The organism is Burkholderia sp. BCC0405 (assembly GCF_902833075.1).
Classification (GTDB): Bacteria; Pseudomonadota; Gammaproteobacteria; order Burkholderiales; family Burkholderiaceae; genus Burkholderia.
Window position 1 is genome coordinate 347,158 of record NZ_CADFEO010000003.1, and the last position, 19,516, is coordinate 366,673.

Annotated in this window: 15 protein-coding genes; 9 read left to right on the forward strand and 6 right to left on the reverse strand. The window is 61.6% G+C overall.

What is annotated here, in order from left to right; translation table 11 throughout:
* Window positions 1-22 precede the first annotated feature (22 nt).
* From HWX36_RS06830 to HWX36_RS06865, 8 genes are all read left to right on the forward strand, one after another.
* Entirely contained in the window at window positions 23-1,231 is a 1,209-nt protein-coding gene (locus tag HWX36_RS06830) for an acyl-CoA dehydrogenase family protein (RefSeq protein ID WP_175951434.1), read from the forward strand.
* A gap of 14 nt (window positions 1,232-1,245) precedes the next feature.
* Window positions 1,246-2,382, forward strand: a complete 1,137-nt coding sequence (locus tag HWX36_RS06835) for an acyl-CoA dehydrogenase family protein (RefSeq protein WP_175951435.1) — start codon at window positions 1,246-1,248, stop codon at window positions 2,380-2,382.
* A 30-nt stretch (window positions 2,383-2,412) separates the two neighbouring features.
* The gene (locus tag HWX36_RS06840) at window positions 2,413-3,618 is read left to right on the forward strand and encodes a CaiB/BaiF CoA-transferase family protein (protein WP_175951436.1); all 1,206 of its coding nucleotides are present in this window, start codon (window positions 2,413-2,415) and stop codon (window positions 3,616-3,618) included.
* Between the two features lie 181 nt (window positions 3,619-3,799).
* Window positions 3,800-4,105, forward strand: coding sequence for a DUF485 domain-containing protein (locus HWX36_RS06845; RefSeq protein WP_175951437.1), 306 nt, complete (start codon window positions 3,800-3,802; stop codon window positions 4,103-4,105).
* An 11-nt stretch (window positions 4,106-4,116) separates the two neighbouring features.
* The gene (locus HWX36_RS06850) at window positions 4,117-5,811 is read left to right on the forward strand and encodes a cation acetate symporter (RefSeq protein WP_175951438.1); all 1,695 of its coding nucleotides are present in this window, start codon (window positions 4,117-4,119) and stop codon (window positions 5,809-5,811) included.
* A 397-nt stretch (window positions 5,812-6,208) separates the two neighbouring features.
* Window positions 6,209-7,498: a dicarboxylate/amino acid:cation symporter gene (locus HWX36_RS06855; protein WP_175951439.1), complete on the forward strand. Its 1,290-nt coding sequence runs from the start codon at window positions 6,209-6,211 to the stop codon at window positions 7,496-7,498.
* 4 nt (window positions 7,499-7,502) lie between these two features.
* Entirely contained in the window at window positions 7,503-9,512 is a 2,010-nt protein-coding gene (locus tag HWX36_RS06860) for an ATP-binding protein (RefSeq protein ID WP_175951440.1), read from the forward strand.
* 93 nt (window positions 9,513-9,605) lie between these two features.
* Window positions 9,606-10,961, forward strand: coding sequence for a sigma-54 dependent transcriptional regulator (locus HWX36_RS06865; RefSeq protein WP_175951499.1), 1,356 nt, complete (start codon window positions 9,606-9,608; stop codon window positions 10,959-10,961).
* 97 nt (window positions 10,962-11,058) lie between these two features.
* Here the strand turns inward: HWX36_RS06865 and HWX36_RS06870 are convergent, their stop codons facing one another.
* Window positions 11,059-11,595: a TlpA disulfide reductase family protein gene (locus tag HWX36_RS06870; RefSeq protein ID WP_175951441.1), complete on the reverse strand. Its 537-nt coding sequence runs from the start codon at window positions 11,593-11,595 to the stop codon at window positions 11,059-11,061.
* A 160-nt stretch (window positions 11,596-11,755) separates the two neighbouring features.
* On the opposite strand from HWX36_RS06870, the gene HWX36_RS06875 reads away from it, so the two are divergent.
* The gene (locus HWX36_RS06875; RefSeq protein WP_175951442.1) at window positions 11,756-12,328 is read left to right on the forward strand and encodes a hypothetical protein; all 573 of its coding nucleotides are present in this window, start codon (window positions 11,756-11,758) and stop codon (window positions 12,326-12,328) included.
* Between the two features lie 333 nt (window positions 12,329-12,661).
* Here the strand turns inward: HWX36_RS06875 and HWX36_RS06880 are convergent, their stop codons facing one another.
* The 5 genes from HWX36_RS06880 to HWX36_RS06900 all read right to left on the reverse strand — a co-directional run bounded on the left by HWX36_RS06880 (window position 12,662) and on the right by HWX36_RS06900 (window position 19,351).
* Window positions 12,662-12,769: a hypothetical protein gene (locus HWX36_RS06880; protein WP_244136332.1), complete on the reverse strand. Its 108-nt coding sequence runs from the start codon at window positions 12,767-12,769 to the stop codon at window positions 12,662-12,664.
* Window positions 12,770-13,312: 543 nt separating this feature from the next.
* The gene (locus HWX36_RS06885; RefSeq protein ID WP_175951443.1) at window positions 13,313-14,377 is read right to left on the reverse strand and encodes a hypothetical protein; all 1,065 of its coding nucleotides are present in this window, start codon (window positions 14,375-14,377) and stop codon (window positions 13,313-13,315) included.
* A 2-nt stretch (window positions 14,378-14,379) separates the two neighbouring features.
* Window positions 14,380-16,173, reverse strand: coding sequence for a restriction system-associated AAA family ATPase (locus HWX36_RS06890; RefSeq protein ID WP_175951444.1), 1,794 nt, complete (start codon window positions 16,171-16,173; stop codon window positions 14,380-14,382).
* A complete protein-coding gene (locus HWX36_RS06895) occupies window positions 16,170-17,783 on the reverse strand; it encodes a restriction endonuclease subunit S (RefSeq protein ID WP_175951445.1) in 1,614 nt (537 codons plus the stop codon). The genes HWX36_RS06890 and HWX36_RS06895 overlap by 4 nt, the downstream gene beginning before the upstream one ends.
* Window positions 17,780-19,351: an N-6 DNA methylase gene (locus HWX36_RS06900; RefSeq protein WP_175951446.1), complete on the reverse strand. Its 1,572-nt coding sequence runs from the start codon at window positions 19,349-19,351 to the stop codon at window positions 17,780-17,782. The genes HWX36_RS06895 and HWX36_RS06900 overlap by 4 nt, the downstream gene beginning before the upstream one ends.
* Window positions 19,352-19,516: the final 165 nt, after the last annotated feature.

A 19,516-nucleotide genomic window follows, 5' to 3' on the forward strand; every position in this document is an offset into this window, starting at 1 on the left:
CCGCATTCGCCACGGACCGAAGATGGACCTCAATTTCACTCCCGAAGAGGAAGCCTTCCGCACGCAAGTGCAGCGCTTCCTGCAAGCCGAACTGCCCGCGCGCATCGCGCGCAAGGTGAAGGGCGGCCTGCATCTCACGCGCGACGACATGCGCGAATGGCATGCCATCCTCAACGCGCGCGGCTGGCTCGCGAGCCACTGGCCGCGCGAATACGGCGGCCCCGGCTGGAGCGTCGCGCAGAAGTTCCTGTTCGACAACGAATGCGCGCTCGCGGGTGCGCCGCGCATCGTGCCGTTCGGCGTGAACATGCTCGGCCCCGTGCTGATCAAGTACGGCAACGAAGCGCAGCAGCGCCACTGGCTGCCGCGCATCCTCGACGGCACCGACTGGTGGTGCCAGGGCTACTCGGAGCCGGGCGCCGGGTCCGATCTCGCGGCGGTGAAGACGAGCGCGGTGCGCGGCGTGGACGCGCAGGGCGAGCACTACGTCGTGAACGGCCAGAAGACGTGGACCACGCTCGGCCACTACGCAAACATGATCTTCTGCCTCGTGCGCACCGCGACCGACGTGCGCAAGCAGGAAGGCATCAGCTTCCTGCTGATCGACATGAACACGCCGGGCGTCGAGGTTCGCCCGATCGTCACGCTCGACGGCGAGCACGAGGTGAACGAGGTGTTCTTCACCGACGTGCGCGTGCCGGCGGCCAACCTCGTCGGTGAAGAGAACCGCGGTTGGACCTACGCGAAATACCTGCTCACGTACGAGCGCACCAACATCGCCGGCATCGGCTTCTCGACGGCCGCGCTCGACCGGTTGCGCGCGGTCGCCGCGAAGGTCACGAAGAACGGCCGGCCGCTCGCGGACGATCCGTTCTTCGCGGCGCGCGTCGCACGGGTCGAGATCGAGCTCGAGAACATGCGCACGACCAACCTGCGCGTGCTGGCCGCGGTCGCGGGCGGCGGCGCGCCGGGCGCGGAAAGCTCGATGCTGAAGATCCGCGGCACGCAGATCCGCCAGGAGATCACCGCGCTGATGCGGCGCGCGATGGGGCCGTATGCGCAGCCGTTCGTCGAGGAAGCACTCGATGCCGATTACGACGGCGAGCCGGTCGGACCGGACGAAGCCGCGAGCGCCGCGCAGCAGTATTTCAACAACCGGAAGCTGTCGATCTTCGGCGGCTCGAACGAAATCCAGAAGAACATCATCGCGAAGATGATGCTCGGGCTGTAACGAGGGACGCGACGATGGATTTCCAGCACACAGAAGACCGCCGGATGCTGGCGGATACGTTGAACCGCTTCATCGCCGAACAGTACGCGTTCCCGGTGCGCGATCGCATCGCGCAGTCGGCCGAGGGTTTCGATCGCGCGATGTGGCGGCGCTTTGCCGAACTCGGCACCGTCGGCGCGCTGTTTTGCGAAGCCGACGGCGGGTTCGGCGGCGCGGGCTTCGACATCGCCGTGGTGTTCGAATGCCTCGGGCGCGGGCTCGTCGTCGAGCCGTTCCTCGGCGCGCTGCTCGCGGGCCGCGCGTTGTCGCTCGCCGGCGGCGCCGCGCATCGCGACCGGCTCGCCGCGCTGATCGACGGCAGCGCGAGCGCCGCGTTCGCGCACGACGAGCCGGGCTCGCACTACGAACTGACGACCGTGCGCACGCGCGCCGAACGCTCGGGCGACGGCTGGGTGCTGACGGGCGCGAAGGGCGTCGTCGACCAGGCCGCGCAGGCGGCGTTCTTCGTCGTCAGCGCGCGCGTGTCAGGTCACGACGACGACGCGGCCGGCATCGGCCTGTTCGTCGTGCCGGCCGATGCGCCGGGCGTATCGCTGCGCGACTACCGGAAGATCGACGGCGGCCGCGCGGCCGAAGTGCGCTTCGAACGCGTCGCGCTGCCGGCCGATGCCGCGCTCGGCGCGCACGACGGCGAAGCCGGCGCCGAGCTGCTCGAACGCGTGCTCGGCTACGGGTTGCTCGCGCTGTCGGCGGAAGCGCTCGGCGCGATGGACGTCGCGAAGGCGTACACGCTCGACTACCTGCGCACCCGCAAGCAGTTCGGCATGCCGATCGGCAGCTTCCAGGCGTTGCAGCACCGGATGGCCGACCTGCTGCTCGAAGTCGAGCAGGCGCGCTCGGCCGTGATCAACGCGGCCGCGCAGCTCGATGCGCCGCGCGTGGTGCGTGAACGCGCGCTCGCGGCGGCGAAAACCAGCATCGGCCGGATCGGCACGCTCGTCGCGGAAGAGAGCATCCAGCTGCACGGCGGGATCGGGATGACGTGGGAGCTGCCGCTGTCGCACTACGCGAAGCGCCTCGTGATGATCGATCACCAGCTCGGCGACGAGGATCACCATCTCGCGCGCTACATCGCGCTGTCGAAACAGTAAAGGCGCACCACGCGAATGGAGGAGACAAGGATGACGAACGAATCGCGCGCATTGCCGCTGGCCGGCGTGAAGGTGCTCGATTTCTCGCGCGTGCTCGCGGGCCCGTGGTGTGCGATGGTGCTCGCCGATTTCGGCGCGGAAGTAATCAAGGTCGAGCATCCGGCGCGCGGCGACGACACGCGCGACTGGGGCCTGAGGATCGGCGACACGGAGACGACCTACTTCAACAGCGTGAACCGCAGCAAGCGCTCGATCTGTCTCGACCTGCAGACCGGCGAAGGGCGGCGGCTCGCGCGCGAGCTGGCCGCGCAGGCCGACGTGGTGCTTCACAACTTCAAGTTCGGCGGCGCGGAGAAGCTCGGCCTCGGCTACGACGCGCTGGCCGAGCTGAATCCGCGCCTGGTGCACTGCGCGATCTCCGGCTACGACCGCTCGGGCGCCGAGGCCGCGCGGCCCGGCTACGACCTCGTCGTGCAGGGCGAGGCCGGGCTGATGGCGCTGAACGGCGAGGCCGGCCAGCCGCCGCTGAAGTTCGGCGTCGCGGCGGTCGACCTGTTCACCGGCATGTATTCGGCGCAGGCGATCCTCGCCGCGCTGTACGAGCGCCATGCGACGGGGCGCGGGCGGCGCATCGAGATGGCGCTGTTCGACTGCGGGCTGATGATCACCGCGTACTACGGGCTCGACGCGCTGCTGATGGGCGAGGACCCGCCGCGCTACGGCAACGCGCATCCGTCGATCGTGCCGTACGGCGTGTTCGACGCGGCCGACGGCCCGCTCGTGATCACGGTCGGCAACAACACGCAGTTCGCGCGCTTCTGCGACGCGATCGAGCGGCCCGACCTCGCGGCCGACACGAGATACAAGACCAATCTCGGCCGCTCGGAAAACCGTGCGGACCTGCTGCCCGAGATTCGCGGCGAACTCGCCCGCCGGTCGCGCGCGACGTTGCTCGCGGCGCTCGCCGATGCGGGCATTCCGTGCGGCGAAGTGCTCGGGCTGCACGAAGCGCTGAAGTCGGAGCGCGCGACGAGCGCGGGGCTCGTCACGCGGCAGCCGCACCCGGTCGCGGGCGGCGTCGACGTGCTTGCGCCGCCGTATCGGTTCGACGGCGCGCGATTGCCGGTGCGCGGCGCGCCGCCGGTGCTCGGTGCCGATACGGAGGCGGTGCTCGGCGGCTGGCTCGGCATGTCGGTCGACGAGGTTGCGCGGCTGCGTGCGGAGCGCGTGGTCTGACGCGCGCATCGCCCCTTTCACCGGATTGCCTTTCTCCGCCGCGGCGCGGGCGGATCGGTTGACGCGCCGGCCATCCACAACATCTCCCTCGCGACACGACGAGGGCATTCGGCGGGACCGGCGCGGGCGCTGAAGGGCCCGCGCCGGGCGACCGCCAAGCATGGGACAGGAGACAGACACCATGGAGCTTTCCGTCATCGAATCGGTCACGGCGCGCCGCGACTACCAGCAGCTCGTGCGTGCGCGGCGCCGCTTCAGCTTCACGCTGACGGCGCTGATGATCGCGACCTACTACGGCTTCATCCTGCTCGTCGCGCTCGCGCCGCACGTGCTCGCCGCGCCGCTGTACCGCGGCGCGACGACGACGGTCGGGATCGCCACGGGCGTCGCGATCATCCTGGTCGCGATCGGCCTGACCGCGTGCTACGTGCTGCGCGCGAACCGTGCGTTCGACCGCCGCGTCGACGCGATCCTGCAGCGCCCCTGACGGAGGCCGACATGCGACATACTTCGATCGCGCCCGGCGCGCTTGCCGTTCCGTTGGCGCTCGTTTCTTGCGCCGCGCGGGCCGTATCGGTCGCGGGCCCGATGCCCGACAAGGTCGAACTGAACCCGGTCGCGATCGGGATGTTCTTCGCGTTCGTGTTCGCGACGCTCGCGCTCACGCGCTGGGCCGCGCGCCGCACGCGCTCGACGCGCGACTTCTACACGGCCGGCGGCGGCATCACCGGGCTGCAGAACGGGCTCGCGATCGCGGGCGACTACATGTCGGCCGCGTCGTTCCTCGGGCTGTCGGGGATGGTGTTCATGTTCGGCTTCGACGGGCTCATCTACTCGATCGGCTTTCTGGTCGGCTGGCCGTTCGTGATGTTCCTGATCGCCGAGCCGCTGCGCAACCTCGGCAAGTTCACGTTCGTCGACGTCGTCGCGTACCGCTTCGCGCAGCGGCCGATCCGGCTGCTGACGTCCGCGAATTCGCTCACGATCGTCGTGCTGTACCTCGTCGTGCAGATGGTCGGCGCGGGCAAGCTGATCCAGCTGCTGTTCGGGCTGTCGTACGGCACGGCCGAGCTGATCGTCGGCGTGCTGATGGTCGTGTACGTGTTCTTCGGCGGGATGACCGCGACCACCTGGGTGCAGGTGATCAAGGCCGTGCTGCTGCTGTGCGGCGCGACGCTGCTCGTCGTGCTCGCGCTCGGCGAATTCGGCTTCAGCATCGACGAGATGTTCCGCCGCGCGGTGGCCGTGCATCCGGGGGCGCTGTCGATCATGGGCCCCGGCAAGCTGATTCGCGATCCGGCCAACGCGCTGTCGCTCGGCATCGCGCTGATGTTCGGCACGGCCGGCTTCCCGCACATCCTGATGCGCTTCTTCACGGTGCCGAACGCGAAGGAGGCCCGCAAGTCGGTGCTGTACGCAACCGGCTTCATCGGCTACTTCTACCTGCTGACCTTCGTGATCGGCTTCTCGGCGATCGTGCTGCTCGCGCAGCATCCGGAGTTCTTCAAGCTCGGCGCGAACGGCACGTTCAACCTCACGCACGACCTGCTCGGCGGCTCGAACATGGTCGCGGTGAAGCTCGCGCTGGCGGTCGGCGGGAACTGGTTCTACGGCTTCATCGCGGCCGTCACGTTCGCGACGATCCTCGCGGTGGTCGCGGGCCTGACGCTCGCCGGCGCGACGACGATCTCGCACGACCTCTATGCGCAGATGTGGGCGCGCGGCAAGCCCGACGAACGCGTCGAGATGCGTATCTCGCGCGCGGCGACGATCGCGCTGTCGGCGGTCGCGATCGGGCTGTCGATCCTGTTCGAGCATGTGAACGTCGCGTTCATGGTCGGCCTCGTCGCGGCGGTGGCCGCGAGCGCGAATTTCCCGGTGCTCGCGATGTCGATCTTCTGGCGCGGGATGACCACGCGCGGCGCGGTGCTCGGCGGCGGCCTGGGCCTCGGGTCGGCGGTCACGCTCACGGTGCTGTCGAAGTCGGTGTGGGTCGACGTGCTGCATCACGCGCACGCGCCGGTGTTCCTCGACAACCCGGCGCTCGTGTCGGTGCCGCTCGCGTTCATCGGGATCGTCGCCGGCTCGCTCGCGGATCGCGGCGAGCGCGCCCGGCGCGAGCGCGAGGCCTTCGCACAGCAGGAGTTCTACGCGCAGACGGGCGTGCTGGCTGGCCGCGCCGTGCAGCACTGATTGATCCGACGGATGAGCACATCCGTCCGGATCGCCGGACGGATATTTTCCGGAAATCCGGAATACCGGATTTCCTTGCCTGCCGCATTATGAGAAATACAATGAAAACAATGGCTTGACGGGTTACGAAAGCCTGGCATCGACCTTGCGTTATAAATCGCACGGCCATCCCCCGGCCGGACTATTAAACCAAGCGTTGCATGAGACCCGGTAAGCGCCGAAGCGCCGGCCTGGGTCCACAGGAGACAATCGATGACCACTGCCTTCCTCCCCCTCCGGATGTCGTGAGGCATCGCTTGTTGCGGCACGGCAGCCGCGCGGGCGAATGACTCCCCTGGCATTCGCCTGCGCGCGTGACGCCGTTTCCATCGGCTCATCTACTTCTGCAGGAACCATCGTGAAGAAGAAACCCTTCTACAAAGTGCTCTATGTGCAGGTGATCTTCGCCATCATCGTCGGCGTGATCCTCGGTCACTACTACCCGGCGCTCGCCACCGACATGAAGCCGCTCGGCGACGGCTTCATCAAGCTGATCAAGATGGTGATCGGCCCGATCATCTTCTGTACGGTCGTGACCGGCATCGCCGGCATGGAGGACATGAAGAAGGTAGGCCGCGTCGGCGGCAAGGCGCTGCTGTACTTCGAGGTCGTGTCGACCTTCGCGCTGGTGCTCGGCCTCGCGGCCACGCACATCCTGCGTCCGGGCGTCGGCTTCAACATCGATCCGGCGACGCTCGACGGCAAGGCCGTTGCGTCGTACGCGGCGAAGGCGCACGGGCAGTCGACGGTCGACTTCCTGATGCACATCATCCCGAACACGATGGTCGATGCGTTCGCACAGGGCGAGATCCTGCAGATCCTGCTGATCGCGCTGCTGTTCGGCAGCGTGCTCGCGCACCTCGGCGAGCGCGGCCGCGTCGTGACCGACTTCATCGACGGGCTCACGCGCGTGCTGTTCGGCATCGTGCACATCGTCACGAAGCTGGCGCCGATCGGCGCGTTCGGCGCGATGGCGTTCACGATCGGCAAGTACGGCGTCGGCTCGCTGGTGCCGCTGCTCAAGCTGATCGGCACGTTCTACCTGACGTCGGTCGTGTTCGTGCTCGTCGTGCTCGGCACGATCGCGCGCGTCACGGGCTTCTCGATCATCCGCTTCGTGTCCTACATCAAGGAAGAGCTGCTGATCGTGCTCGGCACGAGCTCGTCGGAAGCCGCGCTGCCGCAGCTGATGGAAAAGCTCGAGAAGGCCGGCTGCTCGCGCTCGGTCGTCGGCCTCGTCGTGCCGACCGGCTATTCGTTCAACCTCGACGGCACCAACATCTACATGACGATGGCCGTGCTGTTCATCGCGCAGGCGACCAACATCGAACTGACGTGGATGCAGCAGCTCACGCTGCTGGCCGTCGCGATGCTGACGTCGAAGGGCGCGAGCGGCGTCACGGGCGCGGGCTTCATCACGCTCGCCGCGACGCTGGCCGTCGTGCCGACGATCCCGCTGTCGGGCATGGTGCTGATCCTCGGCATCGATCGCTTCATGAGCGAATGCCGCGCGCTGACCAACATCGTCGGCAACGGCGTGGCGACGGTCGTCGTGTCGGCCTGGGAGAAGGAGCTCGACCGCAACAAGCTGCGCCAGGCGCTGAAGGGCGGCGGTGAGGTCGCGGCGACCGAGACGGCCGGCGTCTGACGCCATGAACGAGCAGGCGGCGGCGCCGCTCGCCGGCGGCGCGGCCCGCGGCAGCCGGGGCGAAGAGGCGGAGGCCTATGACACAATAGGCGATCCGCATCGTCAGGAAGCCTCGACCGTGACGCGCCGCCTGCTCATTCTCGTCGTGCTTGCCGCCGCGCTCGCCGCGGCGTGCACGCTGACGTGGACGATGACCTGGCGGCGCGGCGTTGCCGAACTGCAGCGCAACGCCGCGGTGCGCGTCGACCGCACCACCAACGCGCTCAAGAGCACGCTCGACCGCTACGAATCGCTGCCCTATCTGCTCGGCAGCCATCCGTACGTGCAGGACCTGCTCGCCGAGCCAAAGCGCGCCGACTACACCGCGCGCGTCAATCGCTATCTCGAAGACCTCAACGAACACGCGCATGCGACTGTCACCTACGTGATCGGCGCGGACGGCCTGTGTGTCGCCGCCAGCAACTGGCGTGCGCCCGACAGCTTCGTCGGGATCGAATACCGTTTCCGCCCGTATTTCCTCGATGCGATGAAAGGCCAGGTCGGCCGCTTCTTCGGGATCGGCACGATCTCGCGCGATCCCGGCTACTACATCTCGCAGCCCGTGTGGCGCGACGGCAAGATCGCGGGCGTCGTCGTCGTGAAGCTCAACCTCGAATGGTTCCAGGGCGCCGATGCGTCCGAGCCGCTCGTCGTCGCGGACGACCATGGCGTCGTGTTCCTGTCGTCGGTGCCCGCGTGGAAGTACCACACGCTGCGGCCGCTCACGGGCCCCGTCGCCGCGTCGATCTACGAGACGCGCCAGTACGCGCAGCAACCCGTCACGCCGCTGCCGTTGCGCATCGAGCAGGTGCTCGGCCCCGACGCGGAGATCGTGCGACTCGGCCCCGGCCTGCGCGCGCCGCGCTTCCTCGCGAGCAAGCGCAGGATCGGCGAGCCCGACTGGCTGCTCGTCACGCTCGCGCCGATCGCGCCGATCGACGCCGATGCGCGCAACGCGACGATCGTCACGGGCTTTGGCTTCGTGTCGGTCGCGCTGCTCGCGTTCTACTGGCGGATGCGCCGCGCGCGCGTGCGCGAAATGATCCGCGGCCGCGCGCTGTTGCAGCAGGCGTACGCGGAGCTGAACCGGCGCGTCGAGGAGCGCACGGCCGACCTGTCGGAGGCGAACGAGCAATTGCAGAAGGAAGTCGGCGACCGGATCCGCGCGGAGCAGGAGTTGCGCGCCGCGCACGACGAGCTGATCCAGGCGAGCAAGCTTGCCGCGCTCGGCCAGATGGCGGCCGGCATCACGCACGAACTGAACCAGCCGCTCGCGGCGCTGCGCAGCTTCTCGGACAACACGCGTGTGCTGCTCGATCGCGGCGAGCAGGCGGCCGCGCGGGAAAACCTCGAGGCGATCGCCGCGCTCACCGAGCGGATGGGCAAGATCACGAACCAGTTGAAGCTGTTCGTCGGCCGCGCGAAGCCGCGCAACGAGCAGGCGCTCGTCGTGCGCGCGCTGCGCAGCGTGCTGTCGCTGCTCGACGAGCGCCTGCGCGGCGTCGCGCTCACGCTGACGCTGCAGGACGCGACCGTGTCGCCCGCGCACGATGCGCCGCTCGACCTGGCGCGCGACTATCCCGAGCTCGTCGCCCGTTGCGAGGACCTGCGCCTCGAACAGGTGCTGATCAACCTGCTCGGCAACGCGCTCGATGCGGTCGCCGGGGTTGCGGCGCCGGCGATCGAGGTGACGATCGCGGTGTCGGCGGCGACGCTCGCCGTCGAGGTGCGCGACAACGGCTGCGGCATTGCGCCCGACCTGCTGCCGCGCCTGTTCGAGCCGTTTTTCACGACCAAGGAAATGGGGCGGGGGCTCGGGCTTGGCCTCGCGATCTCGTCGTCGATCGCGAGCGACGCGGGCGGCGCGCTGACCGCGCGCAACGCGCCGTCGGGCGGCGCGCTGTTCGTCTTGACGCTGCGGCGCGCCCGCACGCATCATCCCGACTCCGTGTCCGAGCCGGCGGGCTCGCGCTAGGCGCGCCACGCCGCCCGCCCGATCGGCGCACGATCGGTATAACGACGCCGCGCGCGCTGCCGCCGCGCGGCCCGTCAGGAGCAAGTGAGTACGATGGCCAACCGGCTGCAAGTGATCTATATCGAAGACGACGCGCTCGTTCGCCGGGCAAGCGTGCAGAGCCTTCAGCTGGCGGGGTTCGACGTCGCCGGCTTCGAGTCGGCCGAAGCGGCCGAGAAGGCGATCGTCGCGGATACCGCCGGCGCGATCGTCAGCGACATCCGGCTGCCCGGCGCGAGCGGGCTCGACGTGCTCGCGCAGTGCCGCGAGCGCGTGCCCGACGTGCCCGTGATCCTCGTTACGGGGCACGGCGACATTTCGATGGCCGTGCAGGCCATGCGAGACGGCGCGTACGACTTCATCGAAAAACCGTTCGCGGCCGAGCGCCTGATCGAGACGGTGCGCCGCGCGCTCGAGCGCCGCGAGCTCGTGCTCGAGAACCACGCGTTGCGGCGCGAGCTGGCCGGGCAGAACGTCGTCGCGCCGCGCATCATCGGCCGCAGCCCCGCGATCGAGCAGGTGCGCAAGCTGATCGCGAACGTCGCGCCGACCGATGCGTCGGTGCTGATCAACGGCGACACCGGCGCCGGCAAGGAGTTGATCGCGCGCAGCCTGCACGAGCTGTCGCCGCGCCGCGACAAGCCGTTCATCGCGGTGAATTGCGGCGCGCTGCCCGAGCCGATGTTCGAGTCGGAGATGTTCGGCTACGAGCCCGGCGCGTTCACCGGCGCCGCGAAGCGCCGCGTCGGCAAGCTCGAATATGCGTCGGGCGGCACGCTGTTCCTCGACGAAATCGAAAGCATGCCGCTCGCGCTGCAGGTGAAGCTGCTGCGCGTGCTGCAGGACGGCGTGCTGGAGCGGCTCGGCTCGAACCAGCCGATCCGCGTGAACTGCCGCGTCGTCGCGGCAGCGAAGGGCGACATGGGCGAGCTCGTCGCGGCCGGCACGTTCCGGCGCGACCTGCTGTACCGCCTCAACGTCGTGACGATCGCGCTGCCGCCGCTTGCCGAGCGCCGCGAGGACATCGTGCCGCTGTTCGAGCACTTCATGCTCGATGCGGCCGTGCGTTACGCGCGGCCCGCGCCGGTGCTGACCGATCGGCAGCGCGCGAGCCTGATGCAGCGCGACTGGCCCGGCAACGTGCGCGAGCTGCGCAACGCGGCCGACCGCTTCGTGCTCGGCGTGGCCGACATGCCGCAGGAGACGGGCGCGGGCGGCGACGAAGCCGACAACGAGCAGACGCTGAAGGAGCGCATCGAGCAATTCGAGCGCGCGGTGATCGCCGAGGCGCTGAACCAGACGGGCGGCGCGGTCGCCGCGACGGCCGACCGGCTGCATGTCGGCAAGGCGACGCTGTACGAGAAGATGAAGCGCTACGGCCTGTCGGCGAAAGGCGAAACCGAGCGCTGAAAAGCCAACGGACCGCGGAACCGGCTTGCCCGGTCGTGCGGTCCGTCGTGCGGGGAAGGGCGCGGTGCGCGGCCCTTCGATCCGGATCGGGCGGCGCTCAGGCCGCGTTGCTGTCGAGTGCCTTCTTGAGCAGCGCGTCGAGTTCCGCGAACTGCGGTGCGCCGACGTAGCGCTTCAGGATCTTGCCGTCCTTGTCGACGACGAAGGTGGTCGGCGTGAGCTGCACGTTGCCGAACTGTTTCGCGACGCTGCCGTCGTCGAGCGCGACCTTGAACGGCAGCTGACGCGTTTGTGCGTAGTTCGCGACGTACATCGGCGGATCGTAGTTCATCGCGACCGCGACGAATTCCAGCCCCTGACCCTTGAAGCGGTTGTAGGTGTCGACCATCTGCGGCATTTCCTGCATGCAGGTTGCGCAGCTCGTCGCCCAGAAGTTCACGAGATAGACCTTGCCTTTCAGGTCGCCTGCAGTCGAAACCTTCTGGCCCGACAGCAGCGTGAACGTGGCGTCCGGCACGGTGGACTTGCCGTTGAACGCGAAGAAGCCGGCGACGGCGATCGCCGCGACGACGACGGCGGCGACGAGGTAGCGGACGGGGCCGGCGCTGCGCCGGACGGGAGGCGTGGTGTTCATCTGGTGCTCTCGGAGTCGGTCGATGACGCGGATCGATGCAAAGGACATCGAAATTCGGCGCTCATTTTAGCGCGAATGCGGCTTGCGCACCGACGGCGGCCGCGCATCCCGGATTTCAGGTTCGGCGGATAATGCCCGTTTTGCCTGCCCGATCCACGCCATGCCGAAGGAAGTCACCGTTTCGTTGCGCCCCCTTTTTCGTCCGCTGCGGCACTTCGCCGCGCTCGCGTGCGTGAGCGTCGCGCTGGCCGCATGCTCGCCGTCGTACGACTGGCGCACGCTGCACAACGATGCCGGCTACACGATCGACCTGCCGGCGAAGCCGACCGTCGAGGAACAGCCGGTGGCGATCGACGGCGCGTCGATGCCGATGCGGATGCAGGCCGCGCACGTTGACGGCGCGGTGTTCGCGGTCGGCACGCTGACGCTGCCGGACGACCGTGACGACACGCGCCGCGCGGCGCTCGACTTCCTGCGCGCCGGGCTGTCCCGCAACCTCGAAGGCGCGCCGCAGACGGCTTCGGTGCCCGTGCCGCTCGCGGCCGGCGGCGCGGTAAATGGGCTCGAGCTGCGCATCGCGGGCGCGGCCGCCGGCGGCGATCGCACGCACAAGACGATCGTCGCGCGGCTCGCCGCGCGCGGCCGGCACGCGTACCAGGCCGTCGTGATTGCCGACGGGCCGCTTGCGCAGGAGCAGCTCGACCAGTTTTTCGGGTCGTTCAAACTCGATTGACGGTGGCCGGAAAGGGCGCCGGGACACTCTGTGACAACTGAAAGTTCATTCGCAGCTTTCGACGCTAGTCGCCGGATTTTGCGGGTTTTTTCCGGCTATCCACAGCGCATGTGGATAACTTTGTTGAAAAGTTGCCCGGATTTCCCGCCAAGCCGCGCGGGACGGCCTTCCGGCCCGTTTGGCCGCTCGCTTGTGATTTGAGAAAAATCAATCAAAACAACGAGATGCGGATTCCGTGCTGCAAAGGCTTCGCCGAACCCTGATCCGGGGCCGGATGCGTGGAATTGTGTATAAGTCAAGTCTTGACAGCCGGATTTTGTCCTCCGAGGGCGTTCAGAGTGCCGTCAGCGCGCGCCGGTAGCGGATGGCTTCGGCGATCTGCGCGGCCGTCGGCAGCGGGTCGCCGGCCAGGTCGGCGATCGTCCGCGCGACCTTCAGCATGCCGGAAATACGCGTTAGCGCCGACAGGATCTAGGAGCCCTAGTGACTGGGCGTTGTGGATGTGTTTGCGCCCGGCTGCGGGAGACTATATTTACGTCTACCCAAACGAGTCACCCTGTCCGATACGCGCGCGTGTTGGGGAGCGCAAGATGCTCAGGAGAATTCAATCGGTGGTGGGTGGAATGGTATACGGCGGCACCAATCAAGGACCGTAGGTCATAGTAAGTCGGCGCGAGGTTGGTGGGCCGCGTAACTAATCGATATCAGAATCGCAGGCGATTCTGACGTTGCGCGGGGCACGTTCGAACCAACTGTGAAGCGCCCGTTGAGCACCGACACGCGGTAGACGTGACCCCGTCATTAGGGGCAATACGCGAAGTTTGTTGAAGGACGTGCAATCGCCGACCGACTACGTGTCACTAAGCTCAGCGTAGAACACCCGTTTGCCGTCTTTCGCCGCGAGGGCGTGGCGGATCAGCATGGAGTATGGCGAATTTCGCCCGGTATATTCGGTGTCGAGATGCATCTAGCTCCACTGAAACACTACCGAACTAAACCGGCGCTGTGACATGCCTCCAGAAACGGGATTTTGAGAAAATTGAGATCCGCCCAGTTAGAAATAGCTGCTCTCTTTATTGCGGTAAGTGCATCTTCGGGGCTTTTCCCTGCCTCTCTCATTTCCCCTAGAACTTGCTGCAGCCAATAGTAACCGGCAGTTTCCTCTTCGCAGCATATCGCCTTGTATCGTTCCTCTATATGGAAAACCTCCTTCCATGCCTCGATTTCAGTTTGATGTGTGGTGCTTGTTAGGTGTAGTTGAATATTTTCTGGCTGTAGATTTCGCGCGTCGACGATTTGGCCATTGGCGGGGCTAAGTTCAATTCTAAGTCGAACACTTGGATTGGTTTGTGCATAGCTATAAAAAGCTTTGCGGCGATTTCCATGCTCGTCGTATATGGGATCTTGTTGAAGTTTGTATTTCTTATTGCATTTATCGCAAATCGGCGCAAGATTTCGCATGCTCACGGAGTTAAAAGGATATTTCCTCTTTGGGAGGTAGTGATCGAAGTCCTCTTGAATTGTGCTGAAAATCCCATCGATCCGACTAATTCCACAAAATGGACATATTCCTTTTCGATTTTTTTTTCGAAATTCTTTGAAATGCTCTGCTAGTGTGCCAAGTCGATCCGTAACTGCTTTTCGCTTTCGAACTTCAGACCAAAGATTTACGCAAAAATCGTATAAATGCTCTGCGAGATCGGCGTTGAGCAATTTTATATCATCGTATGTTGCCGGTAAGCTTCCGTTCTGTTTGGAGCAAAGGGCTAAAATGTTGATGTTTTGATCAAAATATGATGCGAGTTTGGTGCGATCGGCCTCGGTGAGTTTGTCGCGACAAATATTGTGGATGCAATGAATGGGGCCGAATAAATAATCGGTTCCGCGCGACGATTTTACCGTCTCCCGGACGACCTGCTGGAATTCGGGAAGTAGTCGCCTTAGATAAAATGACTTCGATGGTTTGCACCAGACTTCTTTTACAAGATGGGATAGCCATTCCTCTATTTTTTCGAGTCGAGTCGGAACGTATTCGTAATGAAAAAGCATGTTTACCCTTTCTTCTTATCTAGTGCATCATTTATGAAAAGAATTTTCTCCATCGAGTCGCCCAGCAAATCGTTGGCGGATTCGATCAGATCGTCGGGGTCGCCGTCTAGTGTTAGTTGATTTCGCAACTCTTGTAGTTTTGCGGCAGCATAATCACCGATAGTTTCCTTTTGGCCGAAAACCTGCATTGTGATTGCGTTCGAAGATGCGCCAAAGGTATTGAACGGGGGAGTGTTCCAGGTCACAACTCCTTGAAGGTCTCTGGAGAATATAAGGACATGATCTCGTTTGCAATCAGAGACGATAAACGGAGAATGCGATGTGAAAATCACCTCGCGCATTACAGCCTTTGATTCATCATCAGCCTCGAGGGCCGATCGAAGTGTTGATACGTACGATGCTCGCCAGTCCGGATTGAGGTGTGTCTCTGGCTCGTCCAGTAGAAAGAGTGCTGGCTCGTGGCGAAATAGTAGGCACAATCCTATTGTGTGAACCAACTGGTGCTCGCCATCTGAGAGCGCCTTCCCATACATCTTCGCCGCAACTCCGCTTTTTATAATTTCGAAATTTTTAAATCGCATGATACGTTCATGCGATGCCGGCATGGGTATCGTTTCGTTGAGGTAAAGACTGTCGGATCGATAGAGTTCGTTTTTAGTTTGCTCGTCGACGCGGTAGTAGTTTAGCGTTAGTAGGGTTTGCAAGGATTGAAAGAGATTTAATGCGGATGCCGCGCGAGATCTTTCGTTCGAATTTCCATCCCCTACGCCAAAATGAAATTCAAATGCTCTTCGAGTTTCTTCGGTAATCCAGTAGTCCAAAATGAGATCGCTCTCAGTTTGGTCCGGATCGTCAGAGGTGTCCTCGTAATAAGTCGTAGCGCATTTGACCAACTTGTCGATAAGTCCTAGCTGTAGTTCGCCGTTCTCGTTAATATGCCCCCGTAGTTTTTCCGTAAGCTCGACACGATCCGTGGTGATTGAGGCGGTTGAATTGTCGCGAATATCGGTTTCGCGCGTGGTAACTGGAACGAAATGATGATGGCGAATGATTATGCGAAAGCGTTGGATTCCTTTGAGTCCAATTTTTTCTTCGAACACCTTGGTGACTACGTCACTGGGGAAGAGAAAATGACAAAGGAGAATCGCTTGGCTGAACTGTTCGTCCACATAAATCATCCTCCCCTCTGGCCTTCCGGCATAGGGGAGTTCTCTGACGAGATGGTCGCGATATTCGTCAAAATGCACAAAGCGCATTTTAAAGAAAGGAAGGCTAAGTATTTCGTTGTGTCCTGAAGAGTAGCCGAGCACATATCGGGGAAGCAGACTTTTCGCTTCGGTGCGAGCTAACTCTGTCGTTGCTCCGTCATTTCCATCTACTCTATTGAGCCAAAGCAGTCGTGGACGCTCTCCCGCCGATTTTTCAATAAGTACATGTGCGATTTCCGGGGTTTGTGAGTTTTCCGTCGTACTTTTGAGCTCCAATGGAGTTGGCAGCATGTATTCCAGCGAGAAGGCATCGATCAAGGCGTTCTCAGCGCGGAAACCACTCTCATTCGTTGATGGATCATATTCGAAGCCATCGGGTCTATAGTTCAAATAAATGCATTCGATATGGTAAAAAATAGATGCGAGTGCCTGAAGGACGTTCGATTTGCCGCTACCATTTCGACCGGCTAAGCAATAAGGTTCGAAGTCGGATGTGAGCGAACTCTCACCGTTATTCGGGAAAACGATAGTGAAGCCCCTTGGAAGGCTGCGAAAATTAGTGTCTAACGTTAGGCGTATTAATTTCATTTTGCAAGGTCGAAGACAATCTCGCGGCGCCCAAAGGCTTCCTTGGTATCTTTGTCGATCTGATAGTCGAATCGTTGAACTAAAACGGGTGCTTGATCATTTTGGCCAAGCAAATCGGAAATTAGCTTGCGAATCACTTCGTAGGGAGGCGGCTCGTCAAAGATATTTTTCGCGCGCTTCAATAAATCACCGAAACTGAATGGGATCTCGTGGCGCCCCAGCACGCGATACCGAAAATAATCGTCGGACCATGGAATGGGCTCCCCTTTCTCAATACGAGCATCAAGCGCCTTTAGTTCGCGCTCGATTTTCTTGGGTGGAACAAGAAATTCCGTGGAGATCGTCCGAGCATCTTTCGGCGCTACCGATGTGGCATTGCCAGTCTCGTCTTCTACGTTAGGAGGAATGGTAGCCTTGATACGCCTCAGATCAAGCAGGCCGCGATAAGCGCGCTGCTGCACTATTTCACGCAACGACTTGATGGCGCGCGCCGACTCCTGCATCTGGGTTGCCATTCCATGATGTCGTTCCAGTAGTGCTAGGAATTGCTCCTGTAAATCGACGTTAGGAGCAATTAGCTCCAGACCACGTATAGCCTGAGCATTTATGTTGTAGTTGCCGGCAGCAGTCTTAGCGTAAGTAAGTAAACGAGTTCGCCAAGAAGGCATCGCAAGCATTGCGTTGACGAACTCCGGATGCAATCGTGAGTTTTGTCGAAGTCTAACTCGGATCAGATACGACGCAAAAGCTGCATCATACGGTCCGGAATAGACAGCCGTTCTGGCAACCATCGAGGGATTACCATTTGTTCTTACAAATAGTAGATCGCGCGGGAGGAGTTTCAGTTTTTCCCACTCGGCTTCGGTGAGTTCTGAGAATTTCAAATTATCCCAATCAATTTTCCCTGCGATGACGTTAGGGATGCGGAGGACAGGATGAGCTCGATCCGATCGCGTTTCATAGCTTTTTTCGGATGTGCCGTAGCTGATACTTTCCATTTCTGAGGCGAATTTGACGACGGGCCACTGCATTGGATTTTTAATGGGGTCGCCGAACATGTGCAAGAACGAAGACACGATAAAGTTATTCGCTGATTGCAACGCCTCGCTGCGCAATTGCTGTAGATGATCGATTCGCGCGAGAACGGTCGCAATTTTTATCTGCTCTTCTAGCGGTGGAAGTGGTATTTCAATTGCTAGAAAATCATCTCGTGTTAGCGAGCGTCGCCTTGCCACCGCACCTCGCATCCTGCTTGCGTAGGTTTTCCTTGCCTGTTGAGAGCGAAGATAGCCTTCGAGAAAAGGCACATGTATATCTGCTGGGCTTTTAAGTTGCCAGATTGTGTACGCCGGACTTACCACCGCGGCAGGATACAATGTCTGAAAACCGAGGACACCCTCGTCAATGGGGAAGCCGACTACCAACTGATTGGGATAGACGACCCGATAATCTGAAATATCGTTGCTGGCGACACGTTTATTAAATTTCTCAGATTGATCGATCAGACCATCGCGCATCGTGACAGACAGCACGGGAAGATCTTGGTCACCGGCTCGAGAGTTGCCGGCAGGTGCCAAAAGTGATCCAAGCGGTACGGTGTTCCACGTCATTTCAAGATTTCTGTCAATTCGTCGATGTCTGCCTGAATACGAAGCTCAAGGTCACGAAGCCGATTAAGCACGGTGTCCGGATGCTCGTATACAACCTCAGCTTGCTCAGATTTGCGATAGTGTCCAAAAGATAGATCATATTTTGCATCGCGAATTTCCTTCGCGGACACAAAGAAATGCTTTCCCTTTCGGTCAGTGTTCACTTTCGGATCGCGTAGCCGCCATTGACGCACTACATCCTGTAATTCGCTGCCAGGAATTCGCTGGCGCTTGTCATCGAGGCTGAAGCCATCGTTCTCGACGTCGTAAAACCATGTGCTTTTCGTCTTTCCTTTGCGCTCAAATATCAGAATTGCTGTTGCAACTCCCGCGTATGGCCTGAAAACTCCACTTGGTAATGATATCACCGCTTGGAGATTGGTTTCTTCTAAAAGCCTTTTCCGCATTTCAACAAATGCGTTGGCTGAACTGAAGAGCACGCCACGTGGGATGACGATGCCGGCAACACCGCCCGGTTTGAGAAGAGTAAGTATTCGTTCTGTGAATAATATTTCAGTCTTGCTGGTGTTTGAACGAAGGATGCTATTTATATCTCCTTTGTCGATGCTTCCAGTGAAAGGAGGGTTCGCCATTACGACGTCGTATGCCTCGGTCTCATGAAAATTTTTGCTGAGAGTATCGGCATAGTCGATGCGAGGGTTATCGATGCCGTGCATCATGAGGTTCATGAGTGCAAGCCGAACCATGGTGGCATCGAAATCGTACCCGTACAGGTCCGATTCGAGTTTGCGCTTAGTGTCTTGGGTAAGAATTGCGCCCGCGCTTACTCTAATAAATCCGTCGTCATCGGCGTCTACCGGCTTTTTATTTTCTTCGGCGAGCACAATTTTTGTGCCGATGTAATGATAGGCGTCAAGAAGGAAGCCAGCTGTACCACATGCCGGATCGCAAATGCGTTGTCCAGGTTGAGGGTCGACTAATTCGCTTACCAGTTTGATTATGTGCCGTGGTGTGCGAAATTGCCCATTTTTTCCAGAGCTACTGATTTCATTGAGAAGCATCTCGTAGACATCGCCCTGAATGTCCTGAAACAGATGGCCGTCTTCGCGTGCGTCACGATCGATCTCAGTAAAAATCTCCTCGATTATGACGATGGCGCCTTTTAGTAAATTTTCGTTTGGAATTAAAAAGACGGCATTCGCCATGTGGCGAGCAAAATTATTATTCTCACTTTCGAGTGTCTTGATAAATGGAAACGCATAGTTAACCATGTGCGGAAGCAGGTCCTCTGCCTCCATCTCTTTTAGATAGCTCCATCGAAGGGTCGATTTTTCGATCGGAGTACTCGTATTGGGAGCTTTGTACTTTCCGGCAAAACGAGAATGAAACACTCCGCCGTTGTGCTTTGCTTCAAACTCCTGACGACGATCGAGTTCGTCGATCTGCTTCATGAAAAGCAAGTAGCTGATCTGTTCGATCGCAGCGATCGGGTTCGAAATTCCGCCAGACCAGAATCGGTTCCAGAGGCGGTCGATGAGGGATTTCAGAGTTGCGTTGATTTGTAACATGTTTGTCGAGTGACTGTGTCGGCATGTGTGACACCACACGCACTGCTTCTCCGAGCGGCATGGGCGTTTCGCACGGATGATAGAGCAGGCAGGGGGAGGAGTCATCCGCCCCTTTTTGTGTGGGGCCAGGGACGGCGTCAGGGTTGACGGATGACGCGTCTCGGT